The sequence below is a fragment of the Kitasatospora sp. NPDC032150 genome, from assembly GCF_055579945.1.
Window position 1 is genome coordinate 155,049 of record NZ_JBVIMH010000011.1, and the last position, 15,347, is coordinate 170,395.

Genomic DNA, 15,347 nt, shown 5'->3' on the forward strand with positions numbered 1-15,347 from the left:
AGGCACCACCCGAACTCGGTAGCCAGCACCATCGCCACTCCGGGGCGCTGCCGGGAGCATGGTCACCGGACGTCGTGCGGCGTCAGGCCAACCACGGGGAGACTCGACCATGCCGCTCATGAACTCTTCCGCCAGGACCGCTCTCACGGCCGCACTGCTCGTCATCACGGGCGGATCGACCCTGGGCGCCCAGCCGGCGAGCGCCGCCGGCCATCCACCGGACGCCACGACCTCCCGCTGGGCGGACGGCACCTGGCGGATGGACGGCTACGGCACCGTCCTCACCATCGCGGGCGACCGCCTCCAGACCTACCAGACCACCTCGATCAGCTGCCTCAAGGGCGACGACGCCCAGCGCTCGCACACCGCCCCGGGGGCGGTCACCTTCACCGGCCCCGATGCGACCGTCCTCACCGTCCGGGTCCTGTCCGGCCAGGCCGGCGCGGCCCTGCACATCGACGGCTCACCCGGCGACCGCATGCTGCACCGTGTTCCGTCCCTGCCCGCCGACTGCGGTCGGCCCGCGCCGGCCGATCGGGTGGCCACCTTCGACGTCTTCTGGCAGACGTTCGAGGAGAACTACCCCTTCTTCGCCGCCAAGGGCATCGACTGGCACGCCGCCAGGGAGCACTACCGGCCGCAGATCAACGCGGGGACCAGCGACGCCCAACTGTTCGCCGTCCTCAGCGAGATGGTCCGACCGCTGTATGACGCGCACGTCTTCATCGCGGCCGGGGGCACCGGCCGCTTCGCCCAGGGCCGCCCCGGCACGGTCGTGCCGAGCGGTGAGCTGGACGACCGGCTCCGTGCCTACATCGAGGAGCGCGACCTCGGCGGAGGGCAGCTGCGGTCCTACGCCAAGGGCCGGATCGGCTACGCGGACCTGCCGAAGGGCCAGGGCTACCTCAGGATTTCCGGCTTCGGCGGCTACACGGACGACCCGGACGACAGCTACGCCGCCAACAGCGCCGAGCTGCAGCGGGCGCTGGACGACATCCTCACCCCGGAGCGCACCGCCCGGCTCAGCGGTCTGATCATCGACGTGCGGATCAACGGCGGCGGTTCCGACGGCCTCGGTCTGCAGATCGCCTCGCGGCTCACCGACCGTGGGTACCTCGCGTACAGCAAGGTGACGCGTGACGATCCGGCCGATCCCAGCGCGTTCACCCGTCCACAGCCGATCGTCGTCCAGCCCGCCCCGGGTGCCCGCTACACCGGCCCGGTCACGGTCCTGACCAGCGGCTCCACGGTCAGCGCGGGGGAGACGTTCACCCAGGCGCTGATGGACCGCCCTGGCGGCTCGGTGCGGATCGGCCAGTCCACCCAGGGCGTGTTCTCGGACATCCTGGAGCGCACCCTCCCCAACGGCTGGCAGATCGGCCTGCCCAACGAGGAGTTCCGCACCCGCTCCGGGCGCACGTTCGACGGGCCGGGCATCCCGCCGCAGTACCGCGAACCGGTCTTCACCGACGAGGAGTTCGGCCACCACCGCGACTCCGCCTTCGACCGTGCGGTCTCCCTCCTGAAGAGCGGGGTCCGACCGGCCGCCGAGGCCCGGCCACGGTAGGGTCCGGCCACCGTAGCCAGGAGGCCGCCGCATCCGGCAGGCACGACGGGCCTCGGCCGGGACACCGCCCATCCTCGAAAGGCGGCGTCCCGAGGGGGTTACGCCATCGCGTGGACGTGGGCGCCCACGTTGGCGGAGAAGTCGTTGCCGTTGGCGGCGTCCCAGTTGGTCGACCAGCTCATCGCGCCGCGGATGGCCGGCCACCTGGTCGGCGGGACGAAGCTGCCGCAGTTGGTACCGGTGGCCAGGCAGTCCAACGCGTGGTTCACCACGGTGGAGTCGACGTAACCGCCGCCCGCCGCCTTGCCGGAGGCGGGGACCCCGATGCCGACCTGGTCCGGACGCAGACCGCCCTGGATGTGGGTGCAGACCTGGCTGGTGATGAAGTCGACGGTGCCCTGGTTGTAGACCTTGCCGTCACAGCCGTTCATCCCACCGGAGTTGTAGAACTGAGTGTTGACGACGGTCAGGATGTCCCTGGTGTTCAGCGCCAGTTGGAAGTACGCGCCCGAGGTGCTGTACATCCCGATGGTCTCCGGTGCCATGGTCAGTACGAAGCCGGAGCCGACCTTGCTCTGCAGGGTGTGCAGTGCCTGTGCCAGGTGGACGGGGTCGACACCGTTCTCCAGGTCGATGTCCACACCGTCGAAGCCGTAGCTCCGGATCAGGGCGGACGCACTGTTGGCGAAGCTGTCGGCGGTAGCGGAGCTGTTCACCGTGACGGTGCCGTTCTGGCCGCCGACCGAAAGCACGACCCGCTTGCCCGCCGCGTGCTCGGCGGCGATGTCGGCCCTGAAGTCCGCGTCGGTGTAGCCGCCCAGCCTGCTCGCGAGCGCCGGGTCCAGGGTGAAGCCGATCGCACCGGGAGTACCGGTCGCGTCCGCGAAGGAGACCGCGATGATGTCGTAGGCGCTCTGCACGTCGCGCAGCCGCTGCACGGTGGCGCCGTTGTCGAAGTTCTGCCAGTAGCCGGTCAGCAGGTGCGCCGGGAGGGGTCCGCTCGGCGGGGTGGCGGACCCGCTCGGTGGGGCGCTGCCGGTCGGCGACGAACTCGGGGAGGAGCTCGGCGCCGGACTGGAGCTGCCGCTCGGGGCCGAGGTGGGGCTGCTGCTCGGGCTGCTGCTCGGCCCGCCGGGCGACGAGGACGGCGAGGACGGCGAACTCGACGGGGAGGAGGAGGTGCTCGGGGCCGGCGTCGGGGAGGAGGTACCCGCAGGGCCGGTCAGCGCGATGTCGTCCGCGCCGTAGGCGCCCTGGCCGTACCAGCCGTGCACGTACACCGTGACGGTGCTGGTGCTGGCGCCGGTGGTGAAGGTCGTGCCGAGCTGGTTCCAGCCGTTCTGGCTGGACCAGGTGGAGGGGTCCGTGCCGCCGGTGCCGCTCACACCCAGGTAGACGTACGGGCCCTGGACCCAACCGCTCAGCGTGTAGCGGGTGTTGGGCAGCACGCTGACGGTCTGCCGGCAGTCGGCGGTGTCCGAACCGCCCGGAATCCCCTGCAGGGCGTACGAGCCGGAGCGCGCCGGGGAGGAGACCGCGCTCGCGGTGCCGGTACAGCTCCAGCCGGCGAGCGTGCCGGTCTCGAAGCCGCCGTTGGCGACGAGGTCGCCGACCGCCGCGCCGGCGCTGCCCGTGAACAGCGCGAGGCCGCCGCCGGCCAGGGCGAGCGCGGTGGTGCCGGCCGCGAGGGCCGTGGGGAGAGTGCTTCGGCGGCGCCGGTGGGACGGCGGCTGCAGCGTACGGGCCATGGAGGCGCTCCGTGGGAAGAGGGGAGCCGCCGCGGTGGGGCGCGACGGTTCCGTGTGGGGGAGGGTGGTCCGCGGTAGGGCTGTCGGGGGCGGGGTCGGTACGCGCCGCCGTCCGCCGCCCTCACACAGAAAGCTGGACTAGACCAATGGCGGGCGTCAAGCATCCGGAACCCGTCTTACGGCCCGGTTAAGGAACCGGTGACCGTTCCGTGTCCACGGCGGCCGCGACCGCGTCGGGGCCGCCCGCGACCGCAGCCACATCGGATCCACATAGGGCCGAGGGTTTCTGTTCACTCTTGTGACAGGTTCGCTACGTGCGGCTTTACCTTCGTGCACCCGTGCGGGAGTAGGCTGCGGCGGGGGTTTTCAGTCGCACCGGGGGACCAAGCACGGAGGGGCCGAACGTCATGGGTCTGCGCGATGTGGTCGAGCGCACGCCGGGTCTGCGCAGCCTGCTGGACAACGCATACCGGCTCTACGGCCGCCGGGTCGAGGTGCACCTCGACAACACCCCGCACCACATCGGGGTCATCCTGGACGGTAACCGCCGCTGGGCGAAGGCGACCGGCGGGACCACCGAGTACGGGCACCAGCGCGGGGCGGACAAGATCAGCGAGTTCCTGGGCTGGTGCGACGAGACGCACGTCAAGGTCGTCACGCTCTGGATGCTCTCCACCGACAACCTCTCCCGCCCGGCCGAGGAGCTGGTCCCGCTGCTCGGGATCATCGAGGACGCGGTCCGCGGGTTGGCCGAGGCCCGCCGCTGGCGGGTCAACCCGGTCGGCGCGCTCGACCTGCTGCCCGAGCACACCGCGGAGGTGCTCAAGCAGGCGGCCCAGGCCACCGAGCACGTCCAGGGCGTCACCGTCAACGTCGCCGTCGGCTACGGCGGCCGGCACGAGATCGCCGATGCCGTCCGCTCGCTCCTCCAGGAGCACGCCGGCCGGGGTACCTCGATCGAGGAATTGGCCGAAATCCTCACCGTCGAGCACATCGCCGAACACCTCTACACCACCGGCCAGCCCGACCCCGACCTGATCATCCGGACCTCCGGCGAGCAGCGTCTGTCCGGCTTCCTGCTCTGGCAGAGCGCCCACAGCGAGTTCTACTTCTGCGAGGCGTACTGGCCGGCCTTCCGCAAGGTCGACTTCCTCCGCGCGCTGCGTGACTACCAGCTGCGCCACCGCCGACTGGGCCTGTGACGGACGTCGGTTCCAAGCCGCCGGGGCGCTGAATCGAGTTCAGATCGTCTGCCCGTGAGGCGTTCGGGTAAACGTTCGTCGACAATGATCCGTCAGTTCCGTGCGGCGGGAATGCACCACGGTTCGCCTGGGAATACCCCAGTCAGACCGGTACCCCGGCCACCGGGGTCGCGGGGACCGGCTTGCCGCGGGTGACGCTGGGTCATCCGCTCGGGAGGCCTAGTGGTCAGTACCAAGAGCCGCCGGACACCAGACCGGCGCACGTACGTTCTCGACACCAGCGTGCTCCTGGCCGACCCGTTCGCCATGACGCGCTTCGAGGAGCACGAGGTGGTCCTCCCGGTGGTCGTGGTCACCGAGCTGGAGGCCAAGCGGCACCACCCGGAGCTGGGCTACTTCGCCCGCCAGGCGCTGCGCCTGCTGGACGACTACCGCATCCGCCACGGCCGGCTCGACGAGCCGATCCCGGTGGGCGACTTCGGCGGCACCATCCGGGTCGAGCTCAACCACTCCGACCCCTCCGCGCTGCCGGCCGGGTACCGCTCGGGCGGAGGCGAGGCGGACACCCGGATCCTGGCGGTCGCCCGCAATCTGCAGGCCGAGGGCTACGACGTCACCGTGGTCTCCAAGGACCTGCCGCTGCGGATCAAGGCCAGCTCGGTCGGGCTGTTGGCCGAGGAGTACCGCGCGGAGCTGGCGATCACCTCGGGCTGGACCGGGATGTCCGAGCTGCATGTGTCCGGCGACCAGGTGGACGCCCTGTTCGGGGCGGGCCACGACGTCGCGGTGGACATCGACGGTGCCGAGGAACTGCCCGTGCACACCGGTCTGGTGCTCACCTCGGAGCGCGGCCGGGCGCTCGGCCGGGTGGCGCAGGACGGCCGGGTGCGGCTGGTCCGGGGGGACCGCGAGGCGTTCGGGCTGCGGGGCCGCAGCGCCGAGCAGCGGGTGGCCCTGGAACTGCTGCTCGACCCCGAGGTCGGCATCGTCTCGATGGGCGGCCGGGCGGGCACCGGCAAGTCCGCGCTGGCGCTCTGCGCCGGCCTTGAGGCGGTGCTGGAGCGGCAGCAGCACCGCAAGGTGATGGTGTTCCGTCCGCTGTACGCGGTCGGCGGGCAGGAGTTGGGCTACCTGCCGGGCACCGAGGCCGAGAAGATGGGGCCGTGGGCCCAGGCGGTCTTCGACACCCTGTCCGCGGTCACCACCCCGGACGTGATCGAGGAGGTGATCGCCCGGGGGATGCTGGAGGTGCTGCCGCTGACCCACATCAGGGGGCGGTCGCTGCACGACGCGTTCGTGATCGTGGACGAGGCGCAGTCCCTGGAGCGGAACGTCCTGCTGACCGTCCTGTCCCGGATCGGCCAGGGTTCGCGGGTGGTGCTCACCCATGACGTGGCCCAGCGCGACAACCTGAGAGTCGGGCGGTACGACGGCGTGGTCGCGGTGGTGGAGAAGCTCAAGGGCCACCCGCTGTTCGCACACGTCACACTCACCCGCTCCGAGCGCTCGCCGATCGCCGCCCTGGTGACGGAGATGCTGGAGGACATCCAGCCCTGAGACCGGCACGAGCCGAACGGAGCGCCGACCCGGGGCGCCCTGAGGCGAACGGGTGGTCAATGACACGCCACATCGGGGCAAATCACCCTAGAACGGGATCAAGGGACCTGCTGCATAGCGGCAGGTCCCTTGGCTGTCACCACATCTGACTGTCCCTTCTCTGGAGTACCGGCAAACCCGCTGCTCGCGGGAATTGTGAGATGCGCCACGCAACCGGGAATTGCGTAGACACGCCCTGGTGCGGCATGGTGAGGGTTCTGTCAGGCCCCGCATACGGCACAACTCGCCCGGCAACTCCGGTCGGCGGGCGGACAACTGAACACCGCTTGAGCCGTATGCCGCCCGATCCACACGCCTGTCCGACTCGGTCTCGGCCCGGCGCCGGGCCCGAGTCTCCCGTGACCAGCACCTGTGGAGACCAGCGCCAAGGGGCATGTTGCGTCCGAACGGTCACGCGCGGGCGATGCTGGAAGGAAACCATGTGACTCGGATCTCGGTCCGGGGAGTCGCTGTGGCCTCTGCCACCGCGGTCACCGCTGTAGGTGCCGTCGTCGGCGTGGCGTCCGGTAGCGAGGGCAAGAACACCCAGACGGTCGACGTCGCAGGTGCCACCCTGCTCGCCGACGTCCCGACGGGCGCTCACGCACAGACCGTCAGTGACAACTTCAAGCAGCAGGCCACCGCTCAGGAGGCAGCCGCCGACCAGGCCGCGCAGGAAGCCGCCGCCAAGAAGGCCGCCGACGAGGCCGCGCGCCAGAAGGCCGCCGCCGACGCCCAGGCGAAGGCCGACGCGGAGAAGGCCGCCAAGGCCGCCGAGGAGAAGCGGCAGGCCGACGAGGAGGCCGCGAACCGCGCCAAGGCGCGGACCGAGATGGCCGCCGTCGTCGCCACCGACCCCGGCTCGGTCCAGGCGATGGCCGCCTCGATCATCGGCGACTCCGGTCAGTTCCAGTGCTTCAGTCAGATCGTGAAGCGCGAGAGCGGCTGGGACTACACCGCGACCAACGCGAGCTCCGGTGCGTACGGCCTGGTCCAGGCGCTGCCGGGGTCGAAGATGGCCTCGGTCGGCTCGGACTGGCGGACCAACCCCGCGACCCAGATCAAGTGGGGCCTGAACTACATGAACGACCGCTACGGCTCGCCGTGCGGCGCCTGGTCCTTCTGGCAGGCGCACCAGTGGTACTAGGAGCGCAGCTGCCTCGCTGAGAGGCCCCCGGCCATGGTCGGGGGCCTCTCAGCGTTCCGCGGGCTCTGAGGTCCTGAGTGCGCCGGGGCCGGACACGCCGTGGGCCGGAAAGCTGCGGGCCGCGCCGCCCAGCGCTGCGCTGACCATGACGCCGGTGGGCGGTGCGGTCCAGATGCGGACGCGGGGGCCGGGGAGGGTCCTGGTTTGCCCCGGCACCGGCCGGTCCGCCGACAGTTGGCCTTCTGTTACACCCGACCCCTCCCCGTGGAACCGCGGTCCGAAACCGCTGAATTATCCGATATTGAGATAGTTTCTACCGCTGTGACATTGGAGATTCCCCGCGCTCACCTCGCTCCAACGGCGAACCCGAGCCGTTCGGGCGGGTAGCGTCGTCCCTGACAGCCGTGACGGGGACGACCCACGGCGTAGCAAGAGCCGATCGGGGAGCGGTGTGTCGAAGGTGGCGCGGGGCGCAAGAGTGCTCGCGGTGTCGGGGGCTGGAGCCCTCGCCTCGCGACTGGTGGCGGCACTGGCGGAACGGCGCCGGGCCGTCCGCGCCGCGGAGGAACAGGTAGCGGACCCGGACGACCTCCTGCTGTCCATGGAGCAGGTCCCGGCACCTCGTTCCCCGCTGCCGGACGGATCCGAGCGGCGCTCCGGGGCCGAGCGGATCCAGGCACCGTACGGCCGTGAAGCCGTCGTACCGGGCCGTCCGGCGAACCCGGTCGACGCGGTGCCGTGGACGCTGCGGGTGGCGGCCGAGTCCACCTGGCGGCTGCTGCTGCTCGCGGCGGCCCTCTACCTGCTCTTCCGGGTGGTGGACATGCTGCGGCTGGTCGCCTTCGCGGTGCTGGCCGCGTTGCTGATCTCCGCGCTGCTGGAGCCGACGGTCTCCTGGCTGCGGCGGCACGGAGTGCCCCGCTCGCTGGCGGCGGCGGCGACCTTCCTCAGCGGGCTGGCCGGGATCGGACTGGTCGGCTGGTTCGTGGTCTGGCAGGTGTCCACCAACCTCAACTCGGTCACCGGGAAGGTCCAGGCCGGTGTCAACCAGCTGCGCGAGTGGCTGGTCACCGGGCCGCTTCACCTGACCCAGCAGCAGATCAACGACTTCGCCAAGCAGATCACGAACGCGATCGGCACCAACTCGGACCAGATCACCTCGGCCGGGTTCACGGGTGTGACGATAGCGGTCGAGGTGCTCACCGGCGTCCTGCTGGCCGCCTTCACCACCTTCTTCCTGCTCTACGACGGCGCCCGGATCTGGAGCTGGCTGCTGCGCGGCCTGCCCCGGCACTCCCGTTACGCGCTCGCCGGTGCGGGCCCGAAGGCGTGGGCGACCCTCACCGCGTACGTGCGCGGCACCGTGTGCGTGGCCTTCATCGACGCGCTCTGCATCGGTATCGGCATCCAGCTGCTGGGCGTACCGCTGGCGATGCCGCTGGCGGTGATCGTCTTCCTCGGAGCGTTCGTGCCGCTGGTCGGCGCACTGGTCACCGGCACCATCGCGGTACTGATCGCACTGGTGACGCAGGGGCCGTTCATCGCACTGATGGTGCTGGTCGTGCTGGTCGCGGTGCAGAACATCGAGGGGCACCTGCTCCAGCCGCTGATCCTCGGCCGTGCGGTCCGGGTGCACCCGCTGGGTGTGGTGCTCGGCGTGGCGGCCGGCTCGATCATCGGTGGGATCGGGGGCGCGATCGTGGCCGTCCCGCTGATCGCGGTGACCAACACCGTCGTCTCCCACCTGCGCCAGCGCAACGCGGCCGGCCAGCAGGTCTTCGAGGCCCTCGAAGCCGCTCGCGGGGCGGCCGAACGGTAGGGCCGTACCGCCGGGGGCGCGGGCAGCGCCCTGCAGGCCGCCTCCAGCGGTACGGAGGCTCATCCAGGAGAACGCGGAAGGCCCTGCCGGACGATGTGTCCAGCAGGGCCTTCCGCGTTGTCGCGTGCGTCAGAGCGCAGCCAGGACGGCCTCGGAGTCGAGGGTCGCGGCAACGGCCTGGACGACGGCGGCGATCTTCATCGACGCCTGGACGGTCGCGGCGTCCACGCCCGCCTTGCGCAGGACCTGCTCGTGCGAGTCGAGGCACTGGCCGCAGCCGTTGATCGCGGAGACCGCGAAGCACCACAGCTCGAAGTCGGCCTTCTCCACGCCCGGGGTGCCGATGATGTTCATCCGCAGCCCGGCGCGCATGGTGCTGTACTCGTCGTTGGAGAGCAGGTGCAGCGTCCGGTAGTAGACGTTGTTCATGCCCATGATCGAGGCGGCACCCTTGGCGGCGGTGTACGCCTCCGGGGTCAGGTTCGCCTTGGCCTCGGGCTCCAGCTCACGCAGCACGGCGGCGCTCCGGGTGGCCATGGCGCAGGCCAGCACGGTGCCCCAGAGCTGCTGGGCGGGGAGCTCGGAGTTGCCGATGACCGCGCTCAGGTTGAGCTTGAGGTCCTTGGCGTAGTCCGGCAGGGCCGCCTTCAGTTCGTCGAGGGCCATGATCAGCCGGCCAGCAGGGCCTGGGCGTCGAGGGTCTCCTCGCCCTTGTTCCAGTTGCAGGGGCACAGCTCGTCGGTCTGCAGGGCGTCCAGCACCCGCAGGACCTCCTTGGGGTTACGGCCGACGGAACCGGCGGTCACCATGGCGAACTGGACCTCGTTGTTCGGGTCCACGACGAAGACGGCGCGCTGGGCCAGGCCGTCGGCACCCTCGACGCCGCAGGCGCGCATCAGGTCGTGCTTGACGTCGGCCAGCATCGGGAAGGGCAGGTCACGCAGGTCCTTGTGGTCCTTGCGCCAGGCGTGGTGGACGTACTCGGAGTCGCCCGAGACGCCGAGGATCTGGGCGTCACGGTCGGCGAACTCCTCGTTCAGCTTGCCGAACGCGGCGATCTCGGTCGGGCAGATGAAGGTGAAGTCCATCGGCCAGAAGAAGACGATCTTCCACTTGCCCTCGTAGGTCTTGTGGTTGATCTGCGCGAACGCGTTCGCGGCGTCCAGGTCGACGCAGGCGTTGAGTTCGAACTCGGGGAACTTGTCACCGATCGTGAGCACGTTCGCTTCTCCTGTGTGATGCGATTGAGGGGAGGACCGTCCGGATTGCGGACGGATCCCAGCCTGACACACCGCTCACTGATCGGGGAAATAGCTAGACTCGATTCATCTGATCGGAGAGAGCTATCAGTATCTTGCATCACCCCAAGTCCCGCACCCCGACCATCGCCCAGCTCAAGGCCTTCCTGGCGGTCGTCGAGCACCGGCACTTCCGCGATGCGGCCACCGCTGTGGGCCTCAGCCAGCCGGCCCTCTCCGGAGCGGTCGCGGCGCTGGAGGAGACGCTCGGATCACAGTTGGTCGAGCGCACGACGCGGAAGGTCATCATCACACCGCTGGGGGAGCGGGTGGCAGAGCACGCGCGCCGGGTGCTCGCCTCGCTGTACGACCTCACCGAGGAGGTGGAGGCGGCCCGTCGCCCGTTCACCGGTCCGCTGCACCTCGGCGTGATCCCGACCGTCGCCCCGTACCTGCTGCCCGCCGTGCTCAGGCTGGTCCGCCGCAGCTACCCCGACCTGGACCTGCACGTCCACGAGCAGCGCACCCCCTCGTTGCTGGAGGGACTCGCCGCCGGTCGGCTCGACCTGCTGCTGCTCGCGCTCCCGGCCGGCGGGGCGTCGCCCACCCGCGACATCCCGCTGTTCGACGAGGACTTCGTGCTGGTCACCCCACCCGACCACGAGCTGGCCGGGCGCACCGGCGTACCCCGGGACGTGCTGCTCGACCTCGACGTGCTGCTGCTGGAGGAGGGCCACTGCCTGCGTGACCAGGCGCTGGACATCTGCCGCGAGGTCGGTGCCGACACCTCGGGCGGCTCGACCAGGGCCGCCGGGCTCTCCACCCTGGTCCAGCTGGTCGCCGGAGGACTCGGCGTCACCCTGCTGCCCGCCACCGCCCTGGACGTCGAGGCTGGTCGCACCGACCGGCTGGCCACCGTGCGCTTCGCCGATCCGGCCCCCGGCCGCCGGATCGGCCTCGCCACCCGCCCCGGCTCGGCGCGCAGTGGCGAGTACGAACGCTTCGCCGCCTCGTTGCGCGAGGCGCTGTGCGACCTGCCGGTCCGCATCGTGTCGTGACCCGGCGGTCCACCGGGGCCGTTCGAGCGGCTCCGCCGACGGGTACTCAACCCATGTGCCGTGCCGATCGGTTGAGGGGTGGCCGCCATGTACGTCGCCAGGATCGGGATCGAGAACATCGGGGGCTTCCAGGGCGAACGCAGCCTCGACCTGGAGCTGACCAGGCCCGACGGCTCGCACGCCGGCTGGACGGTGTTCGCCGGGCCGGGCGGCTCGGGCAAGACCGCGCTGCTGCACGCCGTCGCCCACGCGCTCGGGCACGGGCCCGGCGACCCGTCCTGGCTGGGCGAGGGCGAGGTGCGGATCACCGGCGCCGGGGCGGACGAACTGTGCTGGCGGCTCAGCCGGACCGAAGGTGGCTGCACCGAGCACCGTTCGGACCCCGCCGCGGGCGCCGGGGCCGTCGCCACCCGCCTCCACGGCTCGGCCGGCCTCGCCGCCGGCCTGCACTGGCTGGCCGGGCAGCGCGGCAACTCCTCACTCGCACTGCTCGGCGACGGACTGCTGCCCGACGGCCACCGCATCGCCCGGATCGACCCGGACGGCCTCTGGGTCACCCGGGGCGGCAACACCCTGCCGGCGGCCGCTCTCGGAGAGGGCGTCAGGAGCGTCCTCGCCCTCGTCCTCGACCTGCTCAGGAGCGCCCAGGCGGCCGATCCGGACGAGGAGTTGGTGATCGACGGCGAACCGCCCATCGCCCCCGCGCCCGGCCTGGCCCTGATCGACGAGGCCGAGGCCCACCTCCACCCCGCGCGGCAGCAGTGGCTCGGCGATTGGCTGGTCGCGCACTTCCCCGAGGTCCAGTTCCTGGTCACCACCCACAGCCCCTACATCTGCCAGGCAGCCGACCCCGGCGGCCTGGTCCGCCTGCCCGGCCCCACCGAGCAGGCCCCGCCCTACGTCCTGGACGAGGACCTGCACCAGCGCATCGCCTACGGCAGTGGCGACGACGTCGCGCTCACCGAGCTCTTCGCCCTGCCCAGCGCCCACTCCCCGCAGGCCGAGGAGGAACGGCAGCTGCTGATCGCGCTGGAGCGCAAGCTGTACACGGGCAAGGCCTCCAAGGCCGACATCGCCGAGTACCACGCACTCGGTGCCCGCCTGGGCAGTCCGCTCACCGCCCGGGTCGACGAGGCCCGCTCACGACGAGGCGGCAACAGGTGATCCCGCTCCAGCGCCCGCCGCTGCGCGGCAGACTGGCCGCCGAGCTGACCCGGCGCACCGAGGGGCTCCGCATCTCCGGGGCGACCACCGCCACCGGACGGGCGGCCTGGCGCGACGCCCGGGACACCAAGGCCCGGCTGCGCACCCTGCTGCACGGGATGGCCCCCGGTCTGGTCCGCTGCATGTACTGCGGCGACAGCCTCGGCACCGACATCGACCACTTCGAGCCGATCGCCCGCGCCCCGCTGCGCACCTTCGACTGGCACAACCACCTGCTCGCCTGCGCCTACTGCAACAGCAACCTCAAGCGCGACCAGTTCCCCTGCGACCCCGTCACCGGTGCCCACCTGCTGATCGACCCCTCCCGCGAGGACCCCGCCGACCATCTGCTGCTCTATCTGGAGTCCGGCGCCTACCAGGGACTGACGGCCAAGGGCCACACCACCATAGACGTGTTCGGCCTCAACTCGCGCGGCGAACTCGTCCGGGGGCGGCGACTGGCCTTCACCGTGGTCAAGGCGCTGCTGCGGGAGTGGCGCCAGCAGAGCGGCGTGTCCCCGGCGACCGCACGGGAGTTGGCGGACGCCCTCGCGATGCTCTGGCAGGCCGACGTGTTCCGCGCGGTCGTCCGCCTCGCCCGGACCCCGTCCCTCGCCGAAACCGTCCTCGGCACGGACGCCCATGCGGCGCTCGGGCAACTGGCCTGCCTGGACGAGCGGTTCACCTGACCGGCCGGGGCGCCTGGGGCGCGGTCAGCCGTAGGCCTTCGGCGCGTGCAGCCCGCGCAGCTGCCGCGCCCCGGCCGGCTCAGCAGCCGCGCCCGGACGGCCGGGGGAGCCGCTGCTCGAACCAGACGACCTTGCCCGCGCCGAGCCTGGTCGCGCCCCAGCGGTCCGCGCACCTGGCCACTATCTGCAGCCCCCGCCCCCGTTCGTCCTCCGGTCCGACCCGCTGGGCCCGGGGCAGGACGGGACTGTCGTCCCCGACCTCGCAGCGCAGCACCGACGTCCGGACCAGCCGCAGGGTGACCGGCCGGGTGGCGTGCTGGATGGCGTTGGTGACCAGTTCGCTGACCATCAACTCGGTGTTCTCGGCAAGCGGTTCGAGTCCCCAGCGGCGCAGCGCGTGCCCGGCCAGGCGGCGTGCCCGGCCGGGCGTCTCGTGCCGGGGCTGGAGGTACCAGTACGCGACGTCCTCGGCCGGGATGCCGTCGAAGGCGGCGGCCAGCAGCGCGATGTCGTCGGCCCGGTCGCCGGGCGGGAGGATCCGCAGCGCCTCCTGGCAGAGCTGCTCGGGCGAGCGCGGGTCCGTGTTGCCGAGGCGGCTGCGCAGCACCTCCAGGCCGGTGCCGATCGGGCGGCGCCGGGATTCGACCAGTCCGTCGGTGAAGAGCAGCAGCGCGGAGCCGGGCGGTGCGGGCAGCTCGACCGACTGGAAGTCGACCCCACCGACCCCGATCGGCGCGCCGGGCTCCAGGTCGAGCAGCTCGCTGCGGCCGTCCGGATGGATCAGGACGGGCGGTACATGTCCGGCGTTGGCCAGCACCACCCGGTTCGCGATCGGGTCGTAGACCGCGTACACGCACGTGGCCAAGTGCTGTTCGTGGCCCAGTCGTTGGGCCTGTTCGTCGAGGTGGTAGAGCACTTCGTGCGGCGGCAGGTCGAGGGCGGCCAGGGTCTGCGCGCTGGTGCGCAGCTGGCCCATGATCGCGGCGGAGGTCAGTGAGTGGCCCATGACATCGCCGACGATCAGCGCCATCCGGTTGCCCGGCAGTGGCACCGAGTCGTACCAGTCGCCGCCGACCTGGGCGCCGCTCTCACCGGGCAGGTAGCGGTGCGCCAGCCGGACGCCGTGCCGCTGCGGCAGATGGGCGGGCAGCATGCTGCGCTGCAGCTCGTCGGCGATCTCCCACTCGCGGGAGTAGCGCAGCGCGGTGTCCACCGCGAGCCCGGCCTGGGTGGCCAGGTGGGTGGCGGTGGCGGTGTCCGCGAGATCGAAGGCGGTCGCGGCGTCGAAGGCGGCCGTCACCGGGTCCGCCACGACGGGTTGCTGGGCCGGGACCTTGCCCGGCCGGCGGATCAGCAGCAGGAGTCCGAGCGCCGCCTTCCGGCCGCGCAGCGGCAGGGCGAGCAGCGCCGTGCCCGCCGCCAGCCGGGCCATCGTACGGGCGCCGTACAGCTCCTCCAGCAGCGGGCGCAGCCCGGCGGCGGACGGGGTGCCCAGGACCACCGGACCGGACGGCAGCTGCTGGCGGAGCGTTCGGGCGAGCACTCCGTCCGGCTCCACGCGGAGGACGGGCGAGCAGCGGCCGAGCCGGGTGCCGTGGGCGTGGTGGATCCGAAGGGCGGTCGGGCAGCCCGGGTCGCGTTCGAGGTTCGGCAGCGGGTCGCGCAGGTGCACCACGGCGGCGTCGGCCAGTGCCGGGACCACGACCCGCCCGAGGTTGCGCAGGGTCGCCGTCAGGTCGAGCGAGCTGTTGATCCGCCGGGCGGCGCTGTCCAGGTACGCCAGTCGCTCGGCGATCGGCCGGCGTCCGGCCGGGGTCTGCGGCGGGATGGTGGTGGCGGGCGGTGCGGGCGGGGGAATGGTCATGGGCGTCATCGAGGGTGGCGAGCGGCGCTGGATGGGCACGGTGGGCGGCTGCCCGGTTTGGGGCTGGTAGTGGTCGCGCACGGGCTGCCCGTTCCGGTGGTCGTAGGGGTCTGGGGGAGTTCAGCGATCCGGTGGCCGATCGTTCGTGCTTCTCGATGTGTCCCGCGGGCGGTGGGCCCCGCGGGTGGTGGATCCCCGGTCGATGGGCCGCGGGCG

The 15,347-nt window shown here is 71.7% G+C and carries 12 protein-coding genes; 8 read left to right on the forward strand and 4 right to left on the reverse strand.

The features are described from left to right. The first annotated feature begins 118 nt into the window (after positions 1-118). Positions 119-1,567, forward strand: coding sequence for a S41 family peptidase (locus tag ACZ5ON_RS15750; protein ID WP_465591660.1), 1,449 nt, complete (start codon positions 119-121; stop codon positions 1,565-1,567). Positions 1,568-1,665: 98 nt separating this feature from the next. Here ACZ5ON_RS15750 and ACZ5ON_RS15755 read toward each other — a convergent pair whose 3' ends face one another. Further along, positions 1,666-3,315, reverse strand: a complete 1,650-nt coding sequence (locus tag ACZ5ON_RS15755; protein WP_465591663.1) for a chitinase — start codon at positions 3,313-3,315, stop codon at positions 1,666-1,668. 407 nt (positions 3,316-3,722) lie between these two features. Here ACZ5ON_RS15755 and ACZ5ON_RS15760 point away from each other — a divergent pair, with 407 nt between their 5' ends. The 4 genes from ACZ5ON_RS15760 (at position 3,723) to ACZ5ON_RS15775 (ending at position 9,079) form a co-directional block, all read left to right on the forward strand. Then, the gene (locus tag ACZ5ON_RS15760; RefSeq protein ID WP_465591666.1) at positions 3,723-4,517 is read left to right on the forward strand and encodes an isoprenyl transferase; all 795 of its coding nucleotides are present in this window, start codon (positions 3,723-3,725) and stop codon (positions 4,515-4,517) included. A 222-nt stretch (positions 4,518-4,739) separates the two neighbouring features. After that, positions 4,740-6,074 carry a PhoH family protein gene (locus ACZ5ON_RS15765; protein WP_465591669.1) on the forward strand — a complete coding sequence of 445 codons (1,335 nt, stop codon included), beginning with the start codon at positions 4,740-4,742 and terminating at the stop codon, positions 6,072-6,074. Positions 6,075-6,555: 481 nt separating this feature from the next. Then, entirely contained in the window at positions 6,556-7,260 is a 705-nt protein-coding gene (locus ACZ5ON_RS15770) for an aggregation-promoting factor C-terminal-like domain-containing protein (protein ID WP_449806468.1), read from the forward strand. Between the two features lie 487 nt (positions 7,261-7,747). Further along, positions 7,748-9,079 carry an AI-2E family transporter gene (locus ACZ5ON_RS15775; protein WP_465591674.1) on the forward strand — a complete coding sequence of 444 codons (1,332 nt, stop codon included), beginning with the start codon at positions 7,748-7,750 and terminating at the stop codon, positions 9,077-9,079. 129 nt (positions 9,080-9,208) lie between these two features. On the opposite strand, the gene ACZ5ON_RS15780 is transcribed toward ACZ5ON_RS15775, so the two are convergent. Together ACZ5ON_RS15780 and ACZ5ON_RS15785 are read right to left on the reverse strand one after the other, a co-directional pair. Beyond that, a complete protein-coding gene (locus ACZ5ON_RS15780) occupies positions 9,209-9,745 on the reverse strand; it encodes an alkyl hydroperoxide reductase (protein WP_465591677.1) in 537 nt (178 codons plus the stop codon). A gap of 2 nt (positions 9,746-9,747) precedes the next feature. After that, the gene (locus ACZ5ON_RS15785) at positions 9,748-10,299 is read right to left on the reverse strand and encodes a peroxiredoxin (protein ID WP_344638681.1); all 552 of its coding nucleotides are present in this window, start codon (positions 10,297-10,299) and stop codon (positions 9,748-9,750) included. Positions 10,300-10,433: 134 nt separating this feature from the next. Here ACZ5ON_RS15785 and ACZ5ON_RS15790 point away from each other — a divergent pair, with 134 nt between their 5' ends. From ACZ5ON_RS15790 to ACZ5ON_RS15800, 3 genes are all read left to right on the forward strand, one after another. Continuing rightward, the gene (locus ACZ5ON_RS15790) at positions 10,434-11,375 is read left to right on the forward strand and encodes a LysR substrate-binding domain-containing protein (protein ID WP_465591681.1); all 942 of its coding nucleotides are present in this window, start codon (positions 10,434-10,436) and stop codon (positions 11,373-11,375) included. 87 nt (positions 11,376-11,462) lie between these two features. Then, positions 11,463-12,539: an AAA family ATPase gene (locus ACZ5ON_RS15795; protein WP_465591684.1), complete on the forward strand. Its 1,077-nt coding sequence runs from the start codon at positions 11,463-11,465 to the stop codon at positions 12,537-12,539. Continuing rightward, on the forward strand, positions 12,536-13,267 hold the full coding sequence (locus ACZ5ON_RS15800) for an HNH endonuclease (protein WP_465591688.1): 732 nt from the start codon (positions 12,536-12,538) through the stop codon (positions 13,265-13,267). Before ACZ5ON_RS15795 ends, ACZ5ON_RS15800 begins: the two co-directional genes overlap by 4 nt. A gap of 79 nt (positions 13,268-13,346) precedes the next feature. Here ACZ5ON_RS15800 and ACZ5ON_RS15805 read toward each other — a convergent pair whose 3' ends face one another. Next, entirely contained in the window at positions 13,347-15,131 is a 1,785-nt protein-coding gene (locus ACZ5ON_RS15805; protein WP_465591691.1) for an ATP-binding SpoIIE family protein phosphatase, read from the reverse strand. Positions 15,132-15,347: the final 216 nt, after the last annotated feature.